Here is a 22,828-nt window from a genome sequence, read left to right as displayed (position 1 = left end):
CCCTGTCCACTTGATGAACGACGCGATCCGCTCGATTTTAATCACCGGCGCCAACGGCTTTATCGGCTCGGCCCTACGCGACGCCTTATGCGTGCGCGGCCATGCGCCGAAAACCGCCGGCCGCGCCACGACGGCCGGCATCGACTTCGCCTGGGACATGGCCGGCGAAGCGGCTTGTCCGCCCGAGTTGCTGGACGGTATCGATACCGTGTTCCATCTGGCCGGCAAGGCCCATGCGCTGGCCGAAAATCGCCAGGACGAGGCCGAGTATTTCGCGGTCAACACCGCAGGCACCCGCAAATTGCTGGAAGCCGCCAAAGCGGCGGGCGTGCGGCGCTTCGTGTATTTCAGCAGCGTCAAGGCCGTCGGCGATGCCGAGCAAGCGCCGTGGGACGAAACCGCGTCCGCGCCGGCCGACACGCCTTACGGCCGCTCCAAATACGCCGCCGAGCAGTTGGTATTGCACGGCGGCTACGTGCCGCATCCGGTCGTAATCCGGCCGTGCATGGTGTACGGCAACACCAACAAGGGCAATTTGCCGCAGATGATACGCGCCATCCACCAAGGCCGGTTTCCGCCACTGCCGGAAACCGGCAACCGGCGCTCGATGGTGCACGTCGCCGATCTGGTCGAAGCGGCGATCCTGGTGGCGGAACACCCGGCCGCCGCCGGCCAAATCTATATCGTCACCGACGATACGCCCTATTCCACCCGGCAAATTTACGACTGGATTCGCACCGCGCTGGGCAAACCGCCGGCGCACTGGCGCGTACCATTCCAAGCTCTGCGCGCCGCCGCTCGGTTCGGCGACGGCCTGAACCGGCTGTGCGGGCAGCGCATGCCGTTGGATAGCGACACCTTGCGGAAATTAACCGATTCGGCCTGGTATTCGTCTGCTAAAATCCGCCGGGAACTGGGCTTTACTACCACCCGCAATCTTCGGGACGCCCTGCCCGACCTGATTCGCTATTTGACCTGATCCGCGTGCTGCTTTTCTTCCTCGTCGTTTGCCTGTCGGCCGGCCTGACCGGACTAATCCGTCTTTACGCCTTGCGCAACCGCGTGCTGGACATCCCCAATCAACGCAGCTCCCACACCACGCCAACCCCGCGCGGCGGCGGTTTGGCGATGGTCATCAGTTTCGCGGCCGCCTCGGCTTGGCTATACCTCGACGGCCGTTTACCTGCCGACGCCACGCTAGCCTTGGCCGCCGCGCTACCGGTCGCCGCGATCGGCTTTCTCGACGACCATGCCGAAGTCAGCGCCCGTTTAAGACTGGCCGTTCATCTGCTGTCGGCCGGCACGGCCGTCTGGCTACTGAACGGTTTACCGGCCGTGCTGATGCCGGCGCCGCTGGACGGATTATTGGGCGGGCTGATTTGGCAAGTGGGCAGCCTGGGCTATGCCTTAGCGTTGTTGGGCTTGGTCTGGTCGTTGAATCTGTTCAATTTCATGGACGGCACCGACGGCATCGCCGCCTCGGAAGCCCTGTTCGTGTCGGCGGCGCTGGCCGGCTTGCTACATTACATCCACCCCGGCCTAGCAGCAACGGCGCTGACCTTAGCCGCCGCCAGCGCGGGTTTTCTGATCTGGAACCGGCCGAAGGCGAAAATCTTCATGGGCGACGTCGGCAGCGGCTTCATCGGTTTGGCGCTGGGTTTGCTGATCGTGCTGGCCACGCGCGAAGCCCCGGCTCTGCTGTATTGCGGCGTCATTCTTTACGGTCTGTTCATCGTCGATGCCAGCTACACGTTGGCGCGCCGCGCGCTCGGCGGCCAACGCTGGTACGCGGCGCATTGCTCGCACACCTATCAACACGCCGCCAAGCGCCACGGCCACGCCAACGTCTTGCTGGCCTGCTGGGCGATCAATCTGCTTTGGCTGTTGCCGATTGCATTTTGGGTGTTCTCCCGCCCCGCTTACGCGCTGGCGGCGATCGCGCTGGCCTACACGCCGCTGATCCTGCTCGCCCGGCATTATCAAGCCGGCCACCCCGAGTTTCAGCCGTGACCTGGCATTTCCGCTCGCGCACGACGATCTTTCTGCACGATCTGGCGATGGTGCCGCTGGCCTGGTTCGGCGCTTATTGGCTGCGCTTTAATCTACACGCGATTCCGGACGAATACCTGTATTCGGCGTTTCTGTTTCTGCCCGGCGTCATCGGCGTCCAGGTCGGGCAATTCTGGCTGTTCGGCTTGTACCGGGGCGTCTGGCGTTATTCGTCGCTGCCCGATCTGATCCGGATCGGCAAGGCGGTGTTAAGCGGGGTGTTTTGGATCGCCTGCGGCCTGTTTCTTTACAACCGTCTGCAAGGCGTGCCGCGCTCGGTGGTACCCCTATACGTGATCATTCTATTCTCGCTGCTCAGCGTGCCGCGTTTGGTGTACCGGTTTTGGAAGGAGCGGGCCTTCGTCGAGCGGGTCGGCCGGCGGGCGTTGATCGTCGGCGCCGGATCGGCCGGCGAAATGCTGGCGCGCGACCTGCTTGCGAATCACGACAGCGGCTACGTTCCGGTCATTTTCGTCGACGACCATCCGGGCAAATTTCGCCGAGAGATTCGCGGCATCCGGGTGGCCGGCAACGCCGAGCAAATTCCGGAATTGGTCAAGCAATGGGACATCGAAACCGTGTTGATCGCGGTGCCGTCGGCCAACGCCGCGCAGATGCGCCGTATCGTCGAAATCTGCGAAGGCTGCGGCGCCGATTTCCAAACCCTGCCGTCGGTCAAGGAGTTGTTGAGCGGCGCGGTCACCAAGGCCAATCTGCGCAGCGTCTCGATCGAAGATATTCTGGGTCGGGCGCCGGTCAAATTGGACTGGCCCGGCATTCAGGCCCATCTGCGGGATAAGACGGTGTTGGTCACCGGCGGCGGCGGTTCTATCGGTTCGGAACTGTGCAAGCAACTCGCGAAGGTAAAGCCGCGGCGGCTGATCGTCTTGGACCAATGCGAATTCAATTTGTACAAGATCGACGCCGACCTGGCCCGGCTGTTTCCGCAATTGCCGCGCGTCGCGGTGCTCGGCGACGTGGCCGACGTCTTAACCGTGCAACGCCTGATCGAAACCGAGCGTCCGGAAATCGTGTTCCACGCCGCCGCCTACAAGCACGTGCCCTTGTTGGAATATCAGGTCCGCGAAGCCGTGCACAACAACCTGATCGGCACCAAAATCCTCGCCGAAGCCGCCATCGCCGGCGGCGTGGCGCGCTTTGTGTTGATTTCGACCGACAAGGCGGTCAATCCCAGCAACGTGATGGGCGCGACCAAGCGCGCCGCCGAAATCCTGTGCCAGAACCTGGACCGGCCGGGCTCGACCCGCTTCACGACGGTGCGCTTCGGCAACGTGCTGGATTCGGCCGGCAGCGTCGTGCCGCTGTTTCGCGAGCAAATCAAGGCCGGCGGCCCGGTCACGGTCACCCACCCCGACATCACCCGCTACTTCATGACGATACCGGAAGCCTGCCAGTTGATCATGCAGGCCGAAACCGCCGGCCAGGGCGGCGAAATCTTTGTGCTGGACATGGGCGAGCCGGTCAAGATCCGTTATCTGGCCGAACAAATGATCCGGCTCAGCGGCAAAATCCCGGATCGCGACATCGCGATCGAATACGTTGGCTTGCGTCCCGGCGAGAAATTGTACGAAGAACTGTTCCATGAGCAGGAAACCTTGCAAGCCACCGGCCTGCCGAAACTGCGATTGGCCAAGGCCAGGGTCTACGACAGCGGCGAATGGCTGGCCAGCATCGAGCGCATGCAGGCCGGCTGCCTGTGCCGCGAAGCCGGCGAGCTGCTATCTTGTTTGAAACAATTGGTCCCTGAATTTCAACAACAAACCCAAAACCGAGTCGAGACCATCGATCCGCCCCGGTAGCACCCGATCGGCGCATCGCGGCGACCGTTGCCTAACCGACCTCAACCAACTCGTTAAATCTCGGAAATCAGAATATGCCAGCGATTCACGCAAAATCCCCGCGCGCCGAGCGCGCTTACGCGATGCTCCGCGAGCTTAGGCGGCGTTTCGTGAGCCAACTAAACCCAATCGCGGTCCAATTCGGCGACGGCCAGCCATTCGAGCCGATCGAATGGCTGCGCGACCAAGGCCGGCACGGCGGCGGCGCCCGCTACATGGCCACCGACCTGACCGCATTCAACCGCGCCTCGGTCAACACCTCGCAAGTTCAGTACGACGACGACCCCGCCAAGAAGCTGGCTTCCGCGTCGGCGCTTTCCACGATCATCCATCCGAACAACCCGCTGGAGCCGTCGGTACACATTCACATCAGTTGGACCGAAACGAAGGACGGCAACGGTTACTGGCGGATGATGGCCGACCTGAATCCGTCGAACCCGATCGAATCGGACACGACCCGGTTTACCGACTGCCTGAAACAAGCCGCGCCGGCGCTCTACGACGAAGCCGCGCGACAAGGCGACCGCTACTTCTATATCCCGGCGTTACGGCGCCATCGCGGCGTCAGCCACTTTTATTTGGAAAACCATAATAGCGGCGATTTCGACGCCGATCTGGAGCTGGCCCAGGCCGTCGGCACGGCCGCGATCGATACCTATTGCGCGATATTGGCGGCGGCGCTGGCGACCCGTACCCAACCCAGCCAGGAACACCGCCAACGCCAGCTCGAATACCACACTTTGTATCTTTTCCAAGTATTGACCTTGGATCGCGGCACCACTTCCGGCTTGCTGGTACACGATCAGAACGACATCGGCATTCTGGCTTCGTTGCCCGCCCAAATTCATCGCGGCTTGCTGGCCTCGTGGCTCGCCGGAATGCCGCCGCCGCAAGACGAATTGCTGCGCGGCCTGCTGGCCTGTCTGCCGGAAACCGACCCCTGCCCGATCGAAGACGCGACCAAGCAAGCGTTCGCGGCTTGCCTCAGGCAACACTATACCGCACACCCGGAAGCCATAGACTTGCAAGCTAGCGGCAACTCCATTCCGCCGACGGTCAGCAATCATCGTTGACGAAAATGGCTCAAACTTGCCAAAGAAGTCAAGCCTGTCGGGAATGAGCCGAATCACAACGAAATTGAAGGGTTTTAGAACGCCGGCTTTCGCGGGGGCTTGGTAATTCCTGTCACGACAACGCCCTTACCGTTCCCCTAGCCTTCGGCTCTACGAAAACCCGGCCGCCGGGCTTTAACCAACATGGTAACGAACCATGAACTGCGCGGCTTTTTACGCGGCTCCGGCGCATTGCGAGCTTAGGAAGCTGCTATCCCGAACTCGCCATTTCCATGACTTTACAAACCGTTTTCCAGTTGCGATCCGTCATTGAGATACCCAAAAGTTTCTCTGAGTTAGCAGCGAGCCTTGACCGACCAACCCCATCCGGCGCGTGAAGGTAAAACACGTGCTCGGTTAACAGAAAACGTTCGCTACTCGTTCTTAGGGCGGCAAGCTTCTCCAGGTTTGGATTTTTTGGCGATGCGGAGAGAAAACCGAGGTGTAAGCTACTCGGGGCGATCACCGCCTCGGGAAATGGATTCTCCGCGATGGCTTTGGAGAGTGCTTCGAGAGTAAGAATGTGAATATGCGGCTCGAAACCACGGCGCATATTGATCTCGGCGGAAAGTTGCTTGGAAAGATGAGCCAGGTTTTTTTCAGTACTCTCAAATACCGCGTTGCCGCTTTGAATATATGTCCGAACCTTCCGAGCCCCGATCTGTTCCAAGGCGGCAACAAGTTCCTTCATCGGTAGCGAACGGTTGCCACCGACATTAATGCCACGAAAAAAGGCGACGTAAGTATTCATATTGGCAGTACCAGAGTAAATCTCTAAGCGACCGAACATTCGACATAAAAGGCGCGCGCCACAGCTCCGATTAGCGTAGCGTAATCGGAGGAACGCAATCACATACGTCCGATTACGCTACCGCTAATCGGACCTACGGTCCTACGAGACTCGCCCGGCTGCGCGTATTGATTGAGCAACGTTGCGACCACGACAGGTTTTCTCCCCTGATGCCGCGCCGAGCACCGAAGGGTTTGAGCGGGATTTGCCCGGCAACTCGATAAGGTGCGCCGATAGGATGTGCCGACGCAAGGAGGCGCATCGGTAGAGTTACTCAATGCCGTTAATATCTGCTTTTTCATTATTTCCCCAGTTTTTCGTATAAATACCTTGCTCAACATAATGATGGAAACTCGAATAAGGCCAATCACAAACTTTATTTACCCACCCATGCTTTACCGGATTCCAATGGATATAATCGACATGACGGTTGTAATCGTCTTGATCTTCGATTAAATGAGCCCAAAATCGGCGTTGCCAGATTCCACGCTCTCGTCGTTTTTGACGGCTTTTTGAGATTCTTTCACCGTGGTCGATTGTCCTGGAAAATCGCCCTTTCAATATATTCCATCTGACAGAGAAATTACCGTCGTCGGGCGGCAATGTCCAAATACAATGCAAATGATCCGGCATGATGACGATGGCATCAACATGAAGAGGTTTGCGTTGTTTTACATATCGAAAGGCATCGCGTAATTCATCAATCTTGTCAGTCAATAAATGATTATTTTTGCGTTCGGCAAGATTAACGGTAAAAAACCACATGGCTTTCGGTATGTAAAAACGACGACATTCGGTCATGGTGTGTTTGATACTCGAACGATGCGCCTCCTTGCGTCGGCACATCCTATTTAGCGCATATTATCGCGTTAGTTAATTCCATATCGAAGAGTCATATACACATTCGATTCTTTATCACAAATACCAATATCAGTGCCTCTTATAACCCACTCTAGCTTTGGCTTGCTGGGGAGGGTGGCATCTGTTTTAGAATAAAGTAATTTAATGTATTCACCATCATCTAATTTCGGATCAAGTTCTTTGATAACTCGCACGTACTCTATTGCTAACGTCACTACTTGAAATGTATGTGCAGAAAGGGAAATCGGTGATGGCACGAATATACTATTTGGTGCGGTTCCTTGCATTGAGAAGCTGTCAAAAATCTCCCATAGCTTTTGTCTTTCAGAATTTAATGGCTCTCCCATTTGTTCAGGCACATCAAACACATCATGATTAAACACACCAACAACTTCAAAGTTGTTTCTTGTAACTCTCGCAAAAACTACGTTATCTGTCCGTTCCGGTAGAGGCTTAAAATGTAAATGATGAAAGCCCATCACGTTAAGCAAGAAATCTTTATCAGACCATTTGTCTGAACTAAGCTGACTAGAGGCTGGTGTATAGCCTTGTTTTTGGGCCTTCAATGAAAGATATTGGATTAAATCTTCTCCATTTTCAATTTTTTCTTTAAGAATCGAGAACTCGGCGCTGTTAAGGCTATTATGAGGATCATATAAAGTATCTTGCACTATTACTGTTCTATGGCGCGGGGTGATGTGACGTAGCTTCCATCCCAAATAAATTGTAAGCAAATCTGTTAGATGCTTTGCTTCAAGGATCGATTTCGTATCTCTGTTATTAGGAAAGGTCGGCAAAGATGAAATGAGTTTGGATTTTAGTTTTCTGATTCTTTTGGACTCCATACTTTCCTCGTTATCTCTGCTTTAGTGCGCCTAACAAGCAATTAAATAGTTTCCGTATACCACCAAACCACGATTCTCCCGCGCGACAACCCGTTGTTAAACATTGAGTGTCTCCTTCCGTAAATCATTTTACGACCTGCAATGGCAATTAAGGCGCCGACATTGAATCAAGCCAAGCGCTGGGCCACAACGCTTAGGCTTCCGCCGCGCCCGCGGCGATGCCCCAGCATTCCGGCTCGCGCCGGAATGCTGGGGCCGACGGGTTTAGCAAACGATCAAGGCCACAGCCAGTTGTCGGCTTCCGGTAGATCCACGCCGTTTTCGTAGGCGTAGTTGCGGCATTCGATTTGGCGGTCGCGGAGTTTTTCCTTGACGTGGGCGCCGGCGACTCGGAGCGCGGGTATCCTGTCGATCACGTCGATGGCCAGACTGAAACGGTCGATTTCGTTTTGGATCGCCAATTCCAGCGGGGTGTTGATGCTGCCTTTTTCCTTGTAGCCGCGCACGTGCAGATTTTTGTGGTTGGTGCGGCGGTAGGTCAGACGGTGAATCAGCCACGGGTAGCCGTGGAAATTGAAAATGACCGGCTTGTCGACGGTAAACAGGCTGTCGAAGTCTTTGTCGCTCAGCCCGTGCGGATGCTCGGCGGCCGGGGTCAGCTTGTACAGATCGACGACGTTGACGAAGCGGATTTTCAAGTCCGGGAAATGCTCGCGTAGCAGGACCACCGCCGCCAAGGCTTCCTTGGTCGGAATGTCGCCGGCGCTGGCCAACACCGCATCCGGCTCGCTGCCGTTGTCGTTGCTGGCCCATTCCCAAATGCCGATACCCTTGGTGCAATGCTTGATCGCGGCGTCCATGTCCAGGTATTGCAAGTGTTTTTGCTTGTCGCAGACGATGACGTTGATGTAATTGGTGCTTTGCAAGCAATGGTTGGCGACCGACAACAGGCAGTTGACGTCGGGCGGCAGGTAGATTCGGGTGATTTCCGGGCTTTTGTTGACGACCACGTCCAAGAAACCGGGGTCTTGGTGGGTGAAACCGTTATGGTCCTGGCGCCAGACCGTCGAGGTAATCAGCAGATTCAACGACGACACCGGCGCCCGCCAAGACACGGCCTTCATCATCGCCAGCCATTTGGCGTGCTGGTTGAACATCGAATCGATGACGTGAACGAAGGCTTCGTAAGTCGAGAAAAAACCGTGGCGCCCGGTCAGCAGATAGCCCTCCAGCCAGCCTTCCAGCGTGTGCTCGGACAGCATTTCCATGACCCGGCCGTCGGTCGCCAGTTCGCCGCCGTCGGCGTCTTCCGGCAAATAATCGGCCAGCCAGGTTTTTTTGCTGGCACCGTAGATCGCATCCAGTTTGTTGGACGAATTTTCATCCGGGCCGAATACCCGGAAGTTGCGCATGTTCTCCGCCATAATGTCGCGCAGGAACAGGCCGAGCGGCCGGGTGTTCTCGGCGACCGATTTGCCGGGGCCGGGCAAGGCCGCCGCGTAGTCGCGAAAATCCGGCATCCGCAATGCTCGGCGCAATACGCCGCCATTGGCGTGCGGCGTCGCGCTCATCCGTCGCGGCCCCTTCGGCGCCAGTGCTTTCAATTCCGGAATTAAACTGCCGTTGGCGTCGAACAATTCTTCCGGCCGGTAGCTCCTCAGCCACTCGTCCAATTGCGCCAAATGCGCCGGCTTTTCCCTGACTTCGGCCATCGGCACTTGGTGAGCGCGCCAGAAGCCTTCGACCTTGCGATTGTCGACAAACTTGGGGCCGGTCCAACCTTTGGGCGAGCGCAACACGATCATCGGCCAGCGCGGCCTTACCATGTCACCGCCGGCGCGGGCGGCCTGTTGTATCTTGCGAATTTCCAGCAAGCAGGTTTCCAGGGTCTCGGCCATTTTCCGATGCATTGTCAGCGGATCGTCGCCTTCGACGAAATACGGGGTCCAGCCGTAGCCTTTGAACAGGTCTTCCAGCTCTTGATGCGAGATGCGCGACAGCAAGGTCGGGTTGTTGATCTTGTAGCCATTCAGATGCAGGATGGGTAGCACGGCGCCGTCGCGGGCCGGATTCAGGAATTTGTTGGAATGCCAGGAGGTCGCCAACGCGGCGGTCTCGGCCTCGCCGTCGCCGACCACGGCCGCGACTAGCAGATCCGGATTGTCGTAAGCCGCGCCGAAGGCGTGGGAAATGCTGTAACCCAGCTCGCCGCCTTCGTGGATGGAACCCGGCGTTTCCGGCGTGCAATGGCTGCCGATACCGCCCGGAAACGAGAATTCCTTGAAAAACTGGCGCATGCCTTCTTCGTCTTCGCCCTTGTTCGGATAAATCTCACTATAGGTGCCTTCCAAGTAAACCGGCGCCAACACGCCCGGCGCGCCGTGGCCGGGGCCGGCGATGAACAGCACGCTTTGGTCGTACTTGTTAATCAAGCGGTTCAGATGCACGTAGGCAAAACTCAAACCGGGACTGGAACCCCAATGGCCAAGCAGGCGGCGCTTGATGTGCTCGGGTTTTAACGGCTCGCGCAGCAAGGGATTGTCGCGCAGGTAAATCATCCCGGCGGCCAAGTAATTGCACGCGCGCCAGTAGGCGTCGATCTGGCGCAGTTCGGTGTCGGACAGGTTGATTTCGGTACTCATGACTACTCCGTAGGTTCGGCTGAAACGATGGCGATTCGGATAACGACAACCATGCCGATCGACGGAGCGATCAAGCTGGACGCCACGCCACAAGCATAGCCGACAACGCCGAAAGTGGCGGCCCAAGCAGCTTTAACCGAAATGTCACGCAAGCTTTACCGAGCTGTCACATAACAGATTTATGCTGAACTCATGTCAAACTGCTATGGTGAGCGTGCCATGAAATTGCACTATCGTTCGATCTGGATTTCCGATACCCATCTCGGCACCAAGGGGTGCAAGGCCGAGTACTTGCGGGACTTTCTGGACAACAGCGAGTCCGACTACCTGTATCTGGTCGGCGACATCATTGATTGCTGGAAATTTCGTAGCGGCTTTTACTGGCCGGCGCTACATAACGACATCGTGCAACGCATCATCAAAAAAGCCAAGGCCGGCACCCGCGTGGTCTACATTCCCGGCAACCACGACGAAATGTTCCGCAAACACGCCGGCATGCATTTCAACGGCATCGACATTCAACTAAACGCGGTCCATAAGACCCAGGACGGCCGGCGCTTTCTGGTGTTGCACGGCGACGAGTTCGACAGCATCGTCTGCCACAATAAGAGCTTGGCCTACATCGGCGGCGAGGCTTACGAAGTGCTGCTGTACATCAACCGCTGGTTCAACGCGATCCGCGCCCGTTTGGGTTACAAATACTGGTCGCTGTCGGCGTATTTGAAGCATAAGGTCAAGAATATCGTCGCGTTCATGGACAACTACCAGCACATCCTGAGTCTGGAAGCCCAAAAACGCAAGGTGGACGGCATCATCTGCGGCCACATCCACCACGCCGACATCAGCGATATGGAGTTCGGCAAGACTTACGCCAACTGCGGCGACTGGGTGGAAAGTTGTACCGCCCTGGTCGAGAATGCCGCCGGCCAGTTGAGCATCGTACATTGGCTGGAAGACAGCCAACGCCTGCTGGATGCCGCGCCGGAGCCGCAAACCGCCACCGGCGGTTACGCCCAGGCGGCCTGAAACCCGATTCGGCGGCTAGCGATGCCGTTTCTTGCCGGTGCTGGATTTGGCCGCGGTCTTTTTTCCGGCTTTTTTAGACTTGCCGGATTTTCGGGCATGGGCGGCCGCCGGTTCGGCGGCCGCGCTCTCCAGTTTGGCGTCGTCCTCGGCATCGGCCGGTAAATCGGGTACCGCAACCGCATTGGCCGAAGACGGGACAACGCCGCCATCGACAGTGGATTGATCGCAATCAGGTAAATCGTGGTCTTCCGGCGTACAAATGACCCGGTAAACAATTCGCCGATCGTCGCGGCCGCTGCTCTCGGCCGGCACCGTTGGCGGGGCCGAGTCCTCGGAAATCGTGCCCAGCACTTCCGCGCGGACGGTCCCGGCCACCAACACCCCCAACGATAGCGCCCCGGCGAGACACGCCCCCCTGATCGGACCGGCCAAGCGACTCATTGGCTTTGCAAGCGGCGCTTGGCTTCGTTCCATAACGCGTCCAGTTCGGCCAGCTCGCAATCCAACAATTGCCGGCCGCTGGCCTTAACCTCGCGTTCGATGAAATTGAAGCGGCGAGTGAATTTACGAGTGGCTTCGCGCAACGCGATTTCCGGATTGACTTTCAGATGGCGGGCCAAATTGACGGCTACCAACAGCAAATCGCCGACTTCCTCGTGGATGTGAGCTTGATCGCCGGATTGCCACGCTTCATGGACTTCTTGCAATTCTTCGCGAACCTTGTCGAATACCGGTTCGACGGCCGGCCAATCGAAGCCGTGGCTGGCGGCGCGGTTTTGGATTTTCTCGCATTGCACCAGAGCCGGCAGACTTTGGGCGACGCCAGCTAGCACGCTTTCATCCCCGTCGGCCGGCCGCTTTTGTTGACGTTCCTCGGCCTTGGCGGTTTCCCAGGCTTGCTGGCGCTGTTCGTCGCTGTCGAATTTGGCGTCGGCGAATACGTGAGGATGGCGGCGCACCAGCTTGTCGCCGATCGCGCCGGCGACTTGCTCGAAATCGAACAAGCCGCGTTCTTCGGCGATTCGGGAATGAAACACCACTTGCAGCAGCAAGTCGCCGAGTTCGCCGCGCAGATCGTCGAAGTCGTCGCGCTCGATCGCGTCGGCGACTTCGTAGGCTTCTTCTATCGTGTAGGGAATCAGGCTGCGAAAGTCCTGCTTGACGTCCCAGGCGCAACCGGTGTCCGGATCGCGCAGCCGGGCCATCAAGGCCAGCAAGGCTTGGGTTTTGGCTAAACTCAAAACGTCGATCCGAAAGTTTGTTCGTAACGGGCCTTGAATTCCGCCAGTGTGAAGGTGTGGTTTTGAGTGCCGTTGTGCTCGATTTTGATAGCGCCCAGCAACGACGCGATCCGGCCGGTCACGTCCCAATCGTAGTCGTTCATCAGACCGTACAACAAGCCGGCCCTGAATGCGTCGCCGCAACCGGTCGGGTCCGCCAGTTGCTTGGGCTGGGCCGACGGGATGTCGATGCACTCGCCGCGCGTATAAATTTTCGACCCTTGGCCGCCCAAGGTCACGATCAACGCGTCGACCCGCTCGGCCAGTTGCTCCAGACTCAAGCCGGTACGCTGTTGCATCAGTTCCGACTCGTAGTCGTTAAACGTGGCGTAATTGGCCAAATCCATCAACTTCAGCAATTCGTCGCCGTCGAACATCGGCATGCCCTGGCCGGGATCGAAGATAAACGGAATTCCCAGTTCGGCGAATTGTTCGGCGTGCTCCAGCATGCCTTGCTTGCCGTCCGGCGAAACGATACCGACGCTGATCTCGGACGCCAACGGCACGCTGTTCAGATGGGAGAAATTCATCGCGCCGGGGTGGAAGGCGGTGATTTGATTGTCTTCCACGTCGGTGGTGATGTAAGCCTGACCGGTGTAATGGTCGTCCAGCACCTTGATGTAACGACTGGAAATGCCGCATTGGCTCAGCCAATGGGCGTAGGGTTCGAAATCGTGGCCGACCGTGGCCATGATCAGCGGTTCCTCGTTCAACAGTTTCAGGTTATACGCGATATTACCGGCGCAACCGCCGTATTCGCGGCGCAGCGCCGGTACCAGAAACGACACGTTCAATATGTGCAATTTCTCGGGCAGGATGTGATTTTTGAATTTGTCGTGGAACACCATGATGGTGTCGTAGGCCATCGATCCACAGATAAGTGCGCTCATTGTTGTCCTTGAAATAACGTTTTTCGGCGGGCGCTAAGGTACCGGATGTTGGCGCCCGGTACAAGGCAAAGATAGCAGACCGGCCGAACCGGTCCGGCCGTTACAACAAGATCAGAGCCCAGGTCGCGGCGGCCCAAATCAGCGACAGCATCACCGCCGCCGAGCCGATGTCCTTGGCCCGGCCGGACAATTCGTGATGCTCGAAACCGACTCTATCGACGACGGCCTCAACCGCCGAATTCAACAGTTCCACCAACAGCACCAACACCACACTGCCGATCAGCAAGGCTTTTTCGATTGGGGTATGCCCCAACCAGATCGCCAGCGGCGTAGTCACCAGGAACAAAACCACCTCTTGGCGAAACGCTTCCTCATGTTGCCAGGTGGCTTTGAAGCCGGCGATCGAGAAGAAGCAGGCATTCACCAAGCGCTTCAATCCTTTTGCGTTTTGATTGGCCATGCCGTTTCCTAAGCCTCGATTTGAGCAGTATACGCGGCGGCGTCCAGCAAGCCGTCCAATTCGCCGGGATCGGCAGCCTGCACGCAGAATAGCCAAGTGGCGTACGGCGCGTCGTTGACCTGCTCCGGCGCGTCGGCCACGCTGTCGTTGACCGCGACGACGCTACCGCCAACCGGGCTGTACAGATCGGACGCGGTTTTTACCGACTCGACCACGGCGCATTGCTCGCCTTGCTTGACGGTCCTGCCGACTTCCGGCAAGCCGATGAACACGATGTCGCCCAGTTCGGACTGGGCGAAATCGGTAATCCCGACCCGAACCAGGTTGGCATCCTCCAGCTTGGCCCACTCGTGGGTAGCCGCGTATTTCAAGTTTTCTGGCGTTTCACTCATGACGATATCCTGTAAAGCCTAACGGTAGCCCAACAGCATAACGGGCTATTTTTTTTACACAACAAAAAATTCAGGGCGCCATTGGCCGGCACCCTTATAATTTCGACGATCCGCCGGCGTCGAATCGGCCGGTTTCCCAGACATTCATTCGATCACATCATGCGCAATCTCCGTATTCCGGCCTGTCTGCTCGCTGCCTCGGTCGCGGCCAGCGCCGCCGCGGCTACCGACCCGGACGATGCCGAGCCCGGCCAGGTCCCGGCCGCCGGCGCCGCCACCGAGGCGCTGACGCTGACTCGGTCCGGCCAACGTTTGGCCGGCATCGTCACCCGTCGCCTGGAAAGCAGCCGGCGCCGTTCCGAATTTTCGGCTTACGGCAGCGTGCTGAACCCGGAGCCGCTGTTGGCAATCCGCCAGCAATATTTGGCCGCGCAAGTCCAACAGGACAGCGCTCGGGCCAAATTCGACGAATCGGCCCATAACTTGGCCCGGACCCGCGACCTGCACCGGCAAGACATTGTTTCCACTCGCCGCCTCCAGGAACAACAAGCGCTGTGGCAGGCCGACAAATCCGGCCTGGCAAGTAGCGGCTACCAACAACAAGCGATCGCCGCCGCCAGCCGGCTGACCTGGGGGGCAACATTAACCGACTGGTTCACCCGCCCGAATCATCCGCAAGCCGAACAGCTACTGACCGGCCAAGCCCAGCTATTGCAAATCACCTTACCGGCCGACGCACCCGTCGATCTTGCCGTCGGCAAGGCCCGAATTCAAGCCGACGCCCAACGCCAGACCGAACTGAGCGCCGAAGCGATTGCCCCGGCGCCGCAAGTCGATCCGGTCAGCCAGGGCCGCCGTTACTTCATGCTGTGCCGAGCCTGCCGCCTGCCCTACGGCGCGCCGCTAACGGCCTGGCTGCCCAGCACCGAAACCGGCCAGACCGGCGTGCGGATTCCGGCCTCCGCGCTGGTCTGGCATTTGGGGCAAGCCACGGTGTTCGTCAAATCGGCCGACGACCGTTTCAGCGCGCGGCCGTTGCTGGACTACGCGGCGGACGGTCTTGACTATTTCGTGACGGCCGGCCTGCAAGCCGGCGAGGAAGTCGTCACGACCGGCGCGCAGACGTTGCTGTCTCAGCAATTGAAAGGCACCGCCAACAGCGAAGGCGATGATTGAAGACGGGATCAATAGCTGACCTGTAGCACGTCCACTTTTTCCCAGACCCGTTCGGTGAAATCGGCGTCCATTGCCGGCATGCCGTCCTTGAGCCAATCGACGATGACTTTGGCAACGTTCGGATAAGTCACATGCACCGCGTGCGGATGCCGCAACCACTCGTCGATCACCGCCGCGTCCAGGTTGTACATCGTGTGCCCGTAACCCAGTTGTTTCAACGCGGCGGCGTTGGAGATCTGTTCCATCTGGGCGTGCAAGGGCTTGACCAGTATCTTCTTACCCAATTGCAGGGATTCGCTGGCCAGCTCGAAGCCGGCGTTGCTGATGATGCCGGCACTGTCGTACAAATCGGTTTGAAAGCCTTGTCGAGACAGCGGTTTGCACTGAATATGCGAGTAGGGGCTGGCGATCGGCTCCGGCGCGTAGACATGAAACTGGTAATTTTCGAAAGGACTCAGCAGCGTCATCACTTCGCCGATGTCCTCGAACGGCAAATACACCAGAATCTTGTTCGCCTGCACGCTTTGCGGAAACGCCGGGGTTTCAATGATGGGCGGCAATATAGGCTGGCCGAAATGATGCCAATGCAGGCCGACACCTATGTCGGCGGGCGCGAAATACTTCATGACCCGCTCGGCGATGGGGTCGCCGCCGGCCCGCGGAATGTCGTGGCCGAACGCATATTGATGACCGATACCCAACACAGGCTTGCGCTGGCGTTTGGCGGCCCAAGCCGTCACCGGTTCGAAATCGCTGATGATCAAATCGTAGCCGCTCAAGTCCAGGCTGCCGATGTCCTTGACAAAGCGGATAGGCTTGGCTTGCAACGCGGTCTTAACGTAACTGACCTGGCCCTTGTGAGTATTGAAGGTCAAGCCATCCTTGAGCTGGTAGCCGTTGAACACTTCCATGTCGAAATACTTGTCGGCCGGCCGGCCGCTGAATTGAAACGTCACATCGAAACCGGCCGTGTTAAGCTCCCTGGCCATCACTCTGGCGCGGGTGATATGACCGTTGCCGGTCCCCTGCACCCCGTAAAATATTTTCATAATAAGGTTTGATTTAAGCTAAAAATCGCGATGGCAACGCCCAGCAGAGCCCCCATCAGCGTATCGGTCGGAAAATGCACGCCCAACACTACCCGCGAAAACCCCACCGACGCCGCCCACAGATACAACAACGGCATCAGCGTCGGCAGGAAATTGCCCAGCAGAGTTGCCACCATGAAAGCGGCCGAGGTATGGCCGGACGGGAAACTAAACTGGTCGGACGGCTTGATCGTGCTGCGAAAATCGCGCAGCGCCTGCTGCGGCCGGTTGCGTTTGAAGCCGTTTTTCAGCAACCAATAAATCGGACGCTCCAACAGAAATGCCAGCAACAGCGCTTGTAGCAGCCGGTCGTGACCGCCCTGGTCCCAGTACAACCAAATCGCCAGCATCACATACGGCACGCCGTCGCCGGTCTTGGAAATCGATCGACATACACCTACCAAATTGGCGTGCGCACCGACGCCGTTCAGCCAGGTAAATAACGAAACGTCGTATTTGTGTATCGAATAAATCAGCTTCATGGCCCTTCCCCCTCAGCTTTGCCGCGCGTGTCGACCGCGACGGCCGCACGGCGTTGGAAAACCGTTTTTCCTTTTGTTATTTGGTCCTTAACGCGATGGGACTAGCTTAAATTGGCCGTGTGACAGTGGAATGAAGGTTTGTTTAAGGTTGTGTGACAAGCCGATCCGGCGCGAAAGGGCTAAAATAGCGGAAGGCTCGGCCGGGCCTGACACCGCATAGGGCACCACGAGATTAGGATGAGTCGAAAAACCATTGCCGATTTGATGACCAGGGAGGTCGTGCAAGTCGCGCCCGCGACACCGCTGGCGGATTGTGCCGATATGATGGCGCGCCGCCGCATTAGCTCGTTGGTCATCGGCGAACAGCAAATGCCGCTCGGTATCGTCACCGAACGGGATATGGTCAAACTGCTCGGCAACGGCACCGATCTGGCGCTGCCGGTCAGCGATTTCATGGCGGCTCCGCTGATTACCGCACCAGCCGAAACCGATTTTCGTGACGCGGTTCATTTATTGATACAGCACGGAATACGCCATCTGGCGGTCGTCGACGACCAAGGCCGGCTCAACGGCATCGTCACCGAAACCGATTTTCGCCGGCATAGCGGGATCGAGGAATTCGTCGGGCTGCGCACGATCGCCAGCATCATGGACACCAACGTGCTGTCGCTACGCCGCACCGCGACCGTCGGCGACGCGGCCGTCCGCATGCATGCCTGCCGCGCCAGCTGCGCGATCGTCGTCGACGGCGTCAAGCCGGTCGGGATCATCACCGAACGCGATATGGTCCGCCTCTATCGCCGCCAAGCCGCCGATATGCTGGTCGGCAATGCGATGAGCAGTCCGGTGCTCAGCGTGTCTCCCGAGCATCTGGTCATCGACGCGGTTCAACTGATGCAGACTCGCGGCGTCCGTCACCTGGTCGTTGTCGACGACCGGGGCGACATGCTGGCGACCGTCGGCGAACACGACGTGGTCAAGCACACCGAAGGCCAGTACATCGACCTGCTCAATCAGATCATTCACGAACAACTGGACGAATTGCGCCAGCACCAAGCCAAAATCGCCGAGCTGACCTATCAGGCGGCACTGTTGGCCAGCGAAAACCGGGTCCTGGAAAAACAACGCAAGCTCGATGCGATCATCGAAAACGCACTGGACGCTATCGTGCTGATGGATGAAAGCGGGGCCATCAGCGGCTGGAACCATCAGGCCGAAACGATGTTCGGTTGGCCGAGGGACCTGGCCTTGGGCCGGAAACTGTTGGAAACCATCGTGCCGCCGATTTATCGGCAGCAGCATCGAGAAGGTGTGAGGACCTTTCTGGCATCCGGCGCCAACCGCCTGAACATGCGCGTCGAAACCCTGGCGATCGATCGGCAGGGCCGGCATTTCGCGGTGGAATTGTCGGTTACCTTGGTCGAAACCGCGCAAGGCCGGGAATTTGCCGCATTCATTCGCGACATCTCCGAACGCAAGCGCAACGAGGACGAAATGCGAGTGGCCTCGCTGATCTATCAAAACAGCGGCGAAGCGATGATGGTCACCGACGCCAACGGGGCGATCCTGAACATCAATCCAGCCTTTACCGAATTGACCGGCTATCGGCTGGACGAAGTGGTCGGCAAAAAACCGCGCATGCTCAATTCCGGCCGCCACGACGCCGGCTTTTACCAGGAAATGTGGCATCGTTTGAACACTTGCGGCGCCTGGCAGGGCGAAATCTGGAATAAGCGCAAAAACGGCGAAATCTTTGCCGAGTGGCTGACGATCAATACGATTTTCGACGAATCCGGCGCGCCGCACCGGCGTGTGGCTCTGTTCTCCGACATCACCGAAAAGAAGCGCGCCGAGGAATTGATCTGGACCCAGGCCAATTTCGATCCGCTCACCGGCCTACCCAACCGCCGGATGTTTCAAGAACACCTCAGTCTAGCCGTCAAGAAATCCGAACGCAGCGGGATTCCGCTGGCCTTGATGTTTATCGATCTGGATCACTTTAAGGAAATCAACGATACGCTGGGCCACGACATCGGCGATAAATTGCTGCAGGAAGCGGCTCGGCGCCTGAGCGGCAGCGTGCGCGCCACCGACACGGTCGCGCGCTTAGGCGGCGACGAATTTACCGTGATTCTCGAAGACATCGAGTCGCCGAGCGCCACTTCGCGTATCGCCGAACATATCCTGGAAAAACTGGCGACCAGTTTTCATGTGGAAGGCGAGGTTTTTTACATTTCGGCCAGTATAGGTATCACGTTTTACCCGGACGACGCCGAGGCGCTCGACGACTTACGCAAAAATGCGGATCAGGCGATGTACGATGCCAAGCACCAGGGTCGCAATCGCTATAGCTACTTTACCTCGGACATGCGCGAAGTCGCGCTGAATCGGCTGAGCATCGTCAACGGCCTGCGCCAAGCCCTGGCCAACGCCGAACTCAGACTCTACTACCAACCCATCGTCGACCTGCGCGACGGTTCGGTTTACAAGGCCGAAGCGCTAATCCGCTGGCAACATCCGCAACGCGGCCTGATTGGGCCGGATATTTTCATCCCGCTGGCCGAAGAACAAGGCTTGATCCTGGATATCGGCGACTGGGTTTTCCGGCGCGCGATCCACCAAGTCGGCGAATGGCGAGAACGCTTTCGCCCCGATTTCCAGATCAGCGTCAACAAGTCGCCGGTACAGTTTCAGACTGATCAAACCTTTTACAAGAACTGGCTGCAAATTCTGCTCGACGCCGGTTTGCCGGGCGACAGCGTCACGATCGAAATCACCGAGAGCCTGACCTTGGGCGGCAAACCCATCGTCGCCGAAAAGCTGCAACTGTTTCGCGATGCCGGCATCCAGGTGGCGATCGACGACTTCGGCACCGGCTACTCGTCGCTCGCCTACCTGAAGCGCTACGACATCGATTTCCTGAAAATCGACCGCAGCTTCGTCCGCAACCTGGACAGCAACGAGAACGACCGGGTGTTATGCGCGGCGATGATCGCCATGGCCCACACGCTGGGCATGCAGGTCATCGCCGAAGGCGTCGAAACCGAGCGGCAGCGCGACTTGCTGGCCGCGGCCGGCTGCGATTACGCGCAAGGCTATTGGTATACCGTTCCCTTGCCGGCGGAGCAATTCGAGCAATGGTTGCTCGACTCCGGCCGAGCAAGCTATACCAAATGAATCGCCTACGGTTTCTTCGCGCGATTTCAATCCCGGCGGACTCCGGTTGGCAATTTCCGGCGCGATGGAGCGCGCGGCGATTGAATTTTTAGCCGCGCGCCAGGTTTGCTACAATTTACGGTCGCGCCCGGCGTCGCGCAAGACCTTGCGCTACCGGCAACCCATGATCGATCCGTTCCCACTCCGGCAACCTCGGGGCACTATGCAACGTTTTTGTACATTAGGATTCGTACTCGGCCTGATATTGATGGTCTTCGGCCTGACTTACGCACTGCCCATCGCCACCTCGCTCTACTTCGACGACGGCATGGCCGATCATTTCGTCCGCGGCATGTCGCTGAATATCGGCCTTGGCAGCGTGCTGGCCGGTCTGACGATGCGCTTTCGCGGCGACATTAAAACCCGCGACGGCTACCTACTGGTCGCCTCGTTTTGGATATTGATGTCGGCGGCGGCAACGCTACCGCTACTGTGGGGCATCCCTGGCCTGTCGTTTACCGACGCTTTCTTCGAAACGGTTTCCGGCTTTACGACCACCGGCGCCACGATATTGATCGGCCTGGACGCGCTAGCGCCGTCGCTGAATCTGTGGCGGCACGAAATGGTCTGGATCGGCGGCCTCGGCATCATCGTGTTGGCGGTGGCGATTCTGCCGCTTTTAGGTATCGGCGGCATGCAGCTCTACAAAGCTGAAATCGCCGGGCCGATCAAGGACAGCAAAATCACGCCCCGCATCACGGAAACCGCCCGCCTGCTGTGGCTAGTCTATGCCGGCATCACGCTGGCGTGCATCGCCTCGCTTAAAATGGCCGGAATGAGTTGGTTCGACGCGATATGCCATGCATTCTCGGCAATGGGCCTGGGCGGCTTCTCCACCCACGACGCCAGCGTCGGCTATTACGACTCGCCGGCCATCGAACTGGTTTTGATCGTGTTCATGCTGATTTCGGCAATGAACTTCGCGCTGCATTACCAGGCCGTACACCTCGGAAGCCTAATGCCCTACAAGCAGGATGCCGAAGTGTTGCCTATGTTGGCCTTGGTCGCGTTTAGCATCTGGCTGTGCAGTTGGTACATTTGGGATAACGGTGTGTATTCCACTTTTCTCGAAAGCTTGCGACACGTGGCGTTCAACTTGGTCTCGATCGCGACCGACTGCGGATTCGCCAGCGTCGATTACGACAAATGGCCGCCGTTCGTCCCCTGGTGGATGCTGTATTTGAGTTGTATTACCTGCTGCACCGGCTCGACCGGCGGGGGCATCAAGATGTTTCGCACACTGCTGCTTTGGAAGCAGGCCAGCCGGGAGATGTTCAGCATTCTCCATCCGAGGGCCATCAACCCGATTCGGATCGGCGACATGCCGATACCCAATAAGATCATTTTCGCGGTTCTGGCCTTTATCTTTATGTACTTTATCTCGGTGGTGGTGCTGACCTTTTCGCTGATTTTTTCCGGGCTGGACGCGATCTCTGCGTTAAGCGCGATTCTGGCGTGCATCAACAATGCCGGCCCCGGACTAAACCAAGTCGGCCCGGCTACCAACTATCAGAGCCTCGGCGATTTTCAAACCTGGATTTGCTCGGCGGCAATGCTGCTCGGACGTTTGGAAATTATCACGCTGATCGTGCTTTTTACTCCCACTTTCTGGAGAAAATAGTACAATTCCCAGCCTTATCGCCCGTGGGCGCCGTCGCCGTCCGGCATTGGCCCCGCCACCACTTCAATTATCGGAAACCCTAGTCATGACCGCCGAACGCCATATCGACTTCCTCAGCAAGCGCAAGCTGGCTTATTTCTTCTCCGGCACCCTGTTCCTGATCTCGCTGATTTCGTTTTTCGTCAAGGGCCTGGACTTGGGCATCGACTTTACCGGCGGCAGCGTTTACGAGATGCATTACAACCAATCGGTCGACATCGACAAAATGCGCTCGACCCTGGAACAACAAGGCTTCGCCGACGCCAACCTACAAAATTTCGGCAGCTCGCAAGATATTTTGATCCGCCTAAAGCCGATCGAAAACATCAGCCAAAAGGAACTCAGCGAGAAAGTCCTGTCCGTCGCCAACAGCAGTCAAGCCCAAGCCGGCGAGCTGCGCCGCGTCGAGTTCGTCGGCCCGCAAGTCGGCGACGAATTGATCAACGACGGCGGTTTGGCGCTGTTCTTCGCCTTCGTCGGCGTCATGGTCTACGTCAGCATACGCTTCGAATGGAAGCTGTCGGTCGGCGCGATCGCCGCGCTGTTCCACGACACCATCATCACGATGGGCTTCTTCTCGGTGTTCGGCTGGGAATTCGACATGACCGTGCTATCGGCGATCCTGGCGCTGATCGGTTACTCGATCAACGACACCATCGTCGTCTACGACCGAATTCGCGAAACCGTCCGCACCAGCCGCCGCGAACCGATCGCCGACATCACCAACCGCGCCCTGAACGACACCTTGAGCCGGACCATTCTGACCTCGCTGACGGTATTCCTGACCCTGTTGGCCTTGGCATTCCTCGGCGGCAAAACCATACACGGCTTCGCGATCGCAATGTTGATCGGCGTCATCAAAGGTACTTATTCGTCGATTTATATCGCCAGCTCCTTGGCGTTAAGCCTGGGCTTGACCCGGGAAGACCTGATGCCGCCCGAAAAAGATGAAACCGTCGATCAACTGCCGTAAAACATTCCACTCAAGGAACGCCACGGC

General features: G+C 57.9%; 20 protein-coding genes. 9 read left to right on the top strand and 11 right to left on the bottom strand.

Features of this window, described 5'->3' with window-relative positions; genetic code table 11:
* Positions 1-13 precede the first annotated feature (13 nt).
* From BJL95_RS04710 to BJL95_RS04695, 4 genes are all read left to right on the top strand, one after another.
* Positions 14-979 carry an NAD-dependent epimerase/dehydratase family protein gene (locus BJL95_RS04710; RefSeq protein ID WP_071155883.1) on the top strand — a complete coding sequence of 322 codons (966 nt, stop codon included), beginning with the start codon at positions 14-16 and terminating at the stop codon, positions 977-979.
* A 5-nt stretch (positions 980-984) separates the two neighbouring features.
* On the top strand, positions 985-2,010 hold the full coding sequence (locus BJL95_RS04705; protein WP_368086597.1) for a glycosyltransferase family 4 protein: 1,026 nt from the start codon (positions 985-987) through the stop codon (positions 2,008-2,010).
* On the top strand, positions 2,007-3,869 hold the full coding sequence (locus BJL95_RS04700) for a nucleoside-diphosphate sugar epimerase/dehydratase (RefSeq protein WP_071155879.1): 1,863 nt from the start codon (positions 2,007-2,009) through the stop codon (positions 3,867-3,869). Before BJL95_RS04705 ends, BJL95_RS04700 begins: the two co-directional genes overlap by 4 nt.
* A 74-nt stretch (positions 3,870-3,943) precedes the next feature.
* A complete protein-coding gene (locus tag BJL95_RS04695; protein ID WP_071155877.1) occupies positions 3,944-4,981 on the top strand; it encodes a coproporphyrinogen III oxidase in 1,038 nt (345 codons plus the stop codon).
* Between the two features lie 250 nt (positions 4,982-5,231).
* Here BJL95_RS04695 and BJL95_RS04690 read toward each other — a convergent pair whose 3' ends face one another.
* From BJL95_RS04690 to BJL95_RS04675, 4 genes are all read right to left on the bottom strand, one after another.
* Entirely contained in the window at positions 5,232-5,771 is a 540-nt protein-coding gene (locus BJL95_RS04690; RefSeq protein WP_071155979.1) for a DUF1697 domain-containing protein, read from the bottom strand.
* Between the two features lie 309 nt (positions 5,772-6,080).
* Positions 6,081-6,611, bottom strand: coding sequence for a transposase (locus BJL95_RS23630; RefSeq protein WP_083385660.1), 531 nt, complete (start codon positions 6,609-6,611; stop codon positions 6,081-6,083).
* Between the two features lie 68 nt (positions 6,612-6,679).
* Positions 6,680-7,516 carry a hypothetical protein gene (locus tag BJL95_RS04680; RefSeq protein WP_139306130.1) on the bottom strand — a complete coding sequence of 279 codons (837 nt, stop codon included), beginning with the start codon at positions 7,514-7,516 and terminating at the stop codon, positions 6,680-6,682.
* A 275-nt stretch (positions 7,517-7,791) separates the two neighbouring features.
* A complete protein-coding gene (locus BJL95_RS04675) occupies positions 7,792-10,158 on the bottom strand; it encodes a phosphoketolase (protein ID WP_071155871.1) in 2,367 nt (788 codons plus the stop codon).
* 219 nt (positions 10,159-10,377) lie between these two features.
* Here BJL95_RS04675 and BJL95_RS04670 point away from each other — a divergent pair, with 219 nt between their 5' ends.
* Entirely contained in the window at positions 10,378-11,184 is an 807-nt protein-coding gene (locus tag BJL95_RS04670; RefSeq protein ID WP_064031578.1) for a UDP-2,3-diacylglucosamine diphosphatase, read from the top strand.
* A gap of 15 nt (positions 11,185-11,199) precedes the next feature.
* Here the strand turns inward: BJL95_RS04670 and BJL95_RS04665 are convergent, their stop codons facing one another.
* The 5 genes from BJL95_RS04665 to gcvH form a co-directional block, all read right to left on the bottom strand.
* The gene (locus tag BJL95_RS04665; protein WP_071155869.1) at positions 11,200-11,625 is read right to left on the bottom strand and encodes a hypothetical protein; all 426 of its coding nucleotides are present in this window, start codon (positions 11,623-11,625) and stop codon (positions 11,200-11,202) included.
* A complete protein-coding gene (gene mazG, locus BJL95_RS04660) occupies positions 11,622-12,425 on the bottom strand; it encodes a nucleoside triphosphate pyrophosphohydrolase (RefSeq protein ID WP_083385648.1) in 804 nt (267 codons plus the stop codon). The genes BJL95_RS04665 and mazG overlap by 4 nt, the downstream gene beginning before the upstream one ends.
* Entirely contained in the window at positions 12,422-13,354 is a 933-nt protein-coding gene (locus BJL95_RS04655) for a carbohydrate kinase family protein (RefSeq protein ID WP_064031580.1), read from the bottom strand. The genes mazG and BJL95_RS04655 overlap by 4 nt, the downstream gene beginning before the upstream one ends.
* Before the next feature lie 100 nt (positions 13,355-13,454).
* Positions 13,455-13,814: a diacylglycerol kinase gene (locus BJL95_RS04650; protein WP_064031581.1), complete on the bottom strand. Its 360-nt coding sequence runs from the start codon at positions 13,812-13,814 to the stop codon at positions 13,455-13,457.
* 8 nt (positions 13,815-13,822) lie between these two features.
* Complete coding sequence (gene gcvH / locus BJL95_RS04645) at positions 13,823-14,206, bottom strand: glycine cleavage system protein GcvH (protein WP_064031582.1); 384 nt, start codon at positions 14,204-14,206, stop codon at positions 13,823-13,825.
* 159 nt (positions 14,207-14,365) lie between these two features.
* On the opposite strand from gcvH, the gene BJL95_RS04640 reads away from it, so the two are divergent.
* Positions 14,366-15,382, top strand: coding sequence for an efflux RND transporter periplasmic adaptor subunit (locus BJL95_RS04640; RefSeq protein ID WP_083385646.1), 1,017 nt, complete (start codon positions 14,366-14,368; stop codon positions 15,380-15,382).
* 8 nt (positions 15,383-15,390) lie between these two features.
* On the opposite strand, the gene BJL95_RS04635 is transcribed toward BJL95_RS04640, so the two are convergent.
* Both BJL95_RS04635 and BJL95_RS04630 read right to left on the bottom strand, forming a co-directional pair.
* A complete protein-coding gene (locus BJL95_RS04635; RefSeq protein ID WP_071155867.1) occupies positions 15,391-16,431 on the bottom strand; it encodes an MJ1255/VC2487 family glycosyltransferase in 1,041 nt (346 codons plus the stop codon).
* Entirely contained in the window at positions 16,428-16,952 is a 525-nt protein-coding gene (locus BJL95_RS04630) for a phosphatase PAP2 family protein (protein ID WP_071155866.1), read from the bottom strand. Before BJL95_RS04630 ends, BJL95_RS04635 begins: the two co-directional genes overlap by 4 nt.
* 237 nt (positions 16,953-17,189) lie before the next feature.
* Here BJL95_RS04630 and BJL95_RS04625 point away from each other — a divergent pair, with 237 nt between their 5' ends.
* The 3 genes from BJL95_RS04625 (at position 17,190) to secF (ending at position 22,801) form a co-directional block, all read left to right on the top strand.
* Complete coding sequence (locus BJL95_RS04625) at positions 17,190-20,129, top strand: EAL domain-containing protein (RefSeq protein WP_071155865.1); 2,940 nt, start codon at positions 17,190-17,192, stop codon at positions 20,127-20,129.
* A gap of 202 nt (positions 20,130-20,331) precedes the next feature.
* Positions 20,332-21,789 carry a TrkH family potassium uptake protein gene (locus tag BJL95_RS04620; RefSeq protein ID WP_064031632.1) on the top strand — a complete coding sequence of 486 codons (1,458 nt, stop codon included), beginning with the start codon at positions 20,332-20,334 and terminating at the stop codon, positions 21,787-21,789.
* An 85-nt stretch (positions 21,790-21,874) separates the two neighbouring features.
* On the top strand, positions 21,875-22,801 hold the full coding sequence (gene secF / locus BJL95_RS04615; RefSeq protein WP_064031587.1) for a protein translocase subunit SecF: 927 nt from the start codon (positions 21,875-21,877) through the stop codon (positions 22,799-22,801).
* The last annotated feature ends 27 nt before the right edge of the window (positions 22,802-22,828 follow it).

The sequence above is a fragment of the Methylomonas sp. LWB genome, from assembly GCF_001856095.1.
GTDB classification, from domain to species: Bacteria; Pseudomonadota; Gammaproteobacteria; order Methylococcales; family Methylomonadaceae; genus Methylomonas; species Methylomonas koyamae_A.
Note: the sequence above shows the minus strand (reverse complement) of the source record. Positions and strands in the feature narration are given on the sequence as shown.

Excerpts from the sequence above, each read along its gene's own strand:
- BJL95_RS04710 (WP_071155883.1), top strand. The coding sequence starts at position 14 with ATGAACGACGCGATCCGCTCGATTTTAATCACCGGCGCCAACGGCTTT.
- BJL95_RS04695 (WP_071155877.1), top strand. The coding sequence starts at position 3,944 with ATGCCAGCGATTCACGCAAAATCCCCGCGCGCCGAGCGCGCTTACGCG.
- BJL95_RS04690 (WP_071155979.1), bottom strand. The coding sequence starts at position 5,771 with ATGAATACTTACGTCGCCTTTTTTCGTGGCATTAATGTCGGTGGCAAC.
- BJL95_RS23630 (WP_083385660.1), bottom strand. The coding sequence starts at position 6,611 with ATGACCGAATGTCGTCGTTTTTACATACCGAAAGCCATGTGGTTTTTT.
- BJL95_RS04680 (WP_139306130.1), bottom strand. The coding sequence starts at position 7,516 with ATGGAGTCCAAAAGAATCAGAAAACTAAAATCCAAACTCATTTCATCT.
- BJL95_RS04675 (WP_071155871.1), bottom strand. The coding sequence starts at position 10,158 with ATGAGTACCGAAATCAACCTGTCCGACACCGAACTGCGCCAGATCGAC.
- BJL95_RS04670 (WP_064031578.1), top strand. The coding sequence starts at position 10,378 with ATGAAATTGCACTATCGTTCGATCTGGATTTCCGATACCCATCTCGGC.
- BJL95_RS04665 (WP_071155869.1), bottom strand. The coding sequence starts at position 11,625 with ATGAGTCGCTTGGCCGGTCCGATCAGGGGGGCGTGTCTCGCCGGGGCG.
- BJL95_RS04655 (WP_064031580.1), bottom strand. The coding sequence starts at position 13,354 with ATGAGCGCACTTATCTGTGGATCGATGGCCTACGACACCATCATGGTG.
- BJL95_RS04650 (WP_064031581.1), bottom strand. The coding sequence starts at position 13,814 with ATGGCCAATCAAAACGCAAAAGGATTGAAGCGCTTGGTGAATGCCTGC.
- gcvH (WP_064031582.1), bottom strand. The coding sequence starts at position 14,206 with ATGAGTGAAACGCCAGAAAACTTGAAATACGCGGCTACCCACGAGTGG.
- BJL95_RS04640 (WP_083385646.1), top strand. The coding sequence starts at position 14,366 with ATGCGCAATCTCCGTATTCCGGCCTGTCTGCTCGCTGCCTCGGTCGCG.
- BJL95_RS04635 (WP_071155867.1), bottom strand. The coding sequence starts at position 16,431 with ATGAAAATATTTTACGGGGTGCAGGGGACCGGCAACGGTCATATCACC.
- BJL95_RS04630 (WP_071155866.1), bottom strand. The coding sequence starts at position 16,952 with ATGAAGCTGATTTATTCGATACACAAATACGACGTTTCGTTATTTACC.
- BJL95_RS04625 (WP_071155865.1), top strand. The coding sequence starts at position 17,190 with ATGAGTCGAAAAACCATTGCCGATTTGATGACCAGGGAGGTCGTGCAA.
- BJL95_RS04620 (WP_064031632.1), top strand. The coding sequence starts at position 20,332 with ATGCAACGTTTTTGTACATTAGGATTCGTACTCGGCCTGATATTGATG.
- secF (WP_064031587.1), top strand. The coding sequence starts at position 21,875 with ATGACCGCCGAACGCCATATCGACTTCCTCAGCAAGCGCAAGCTGGCT.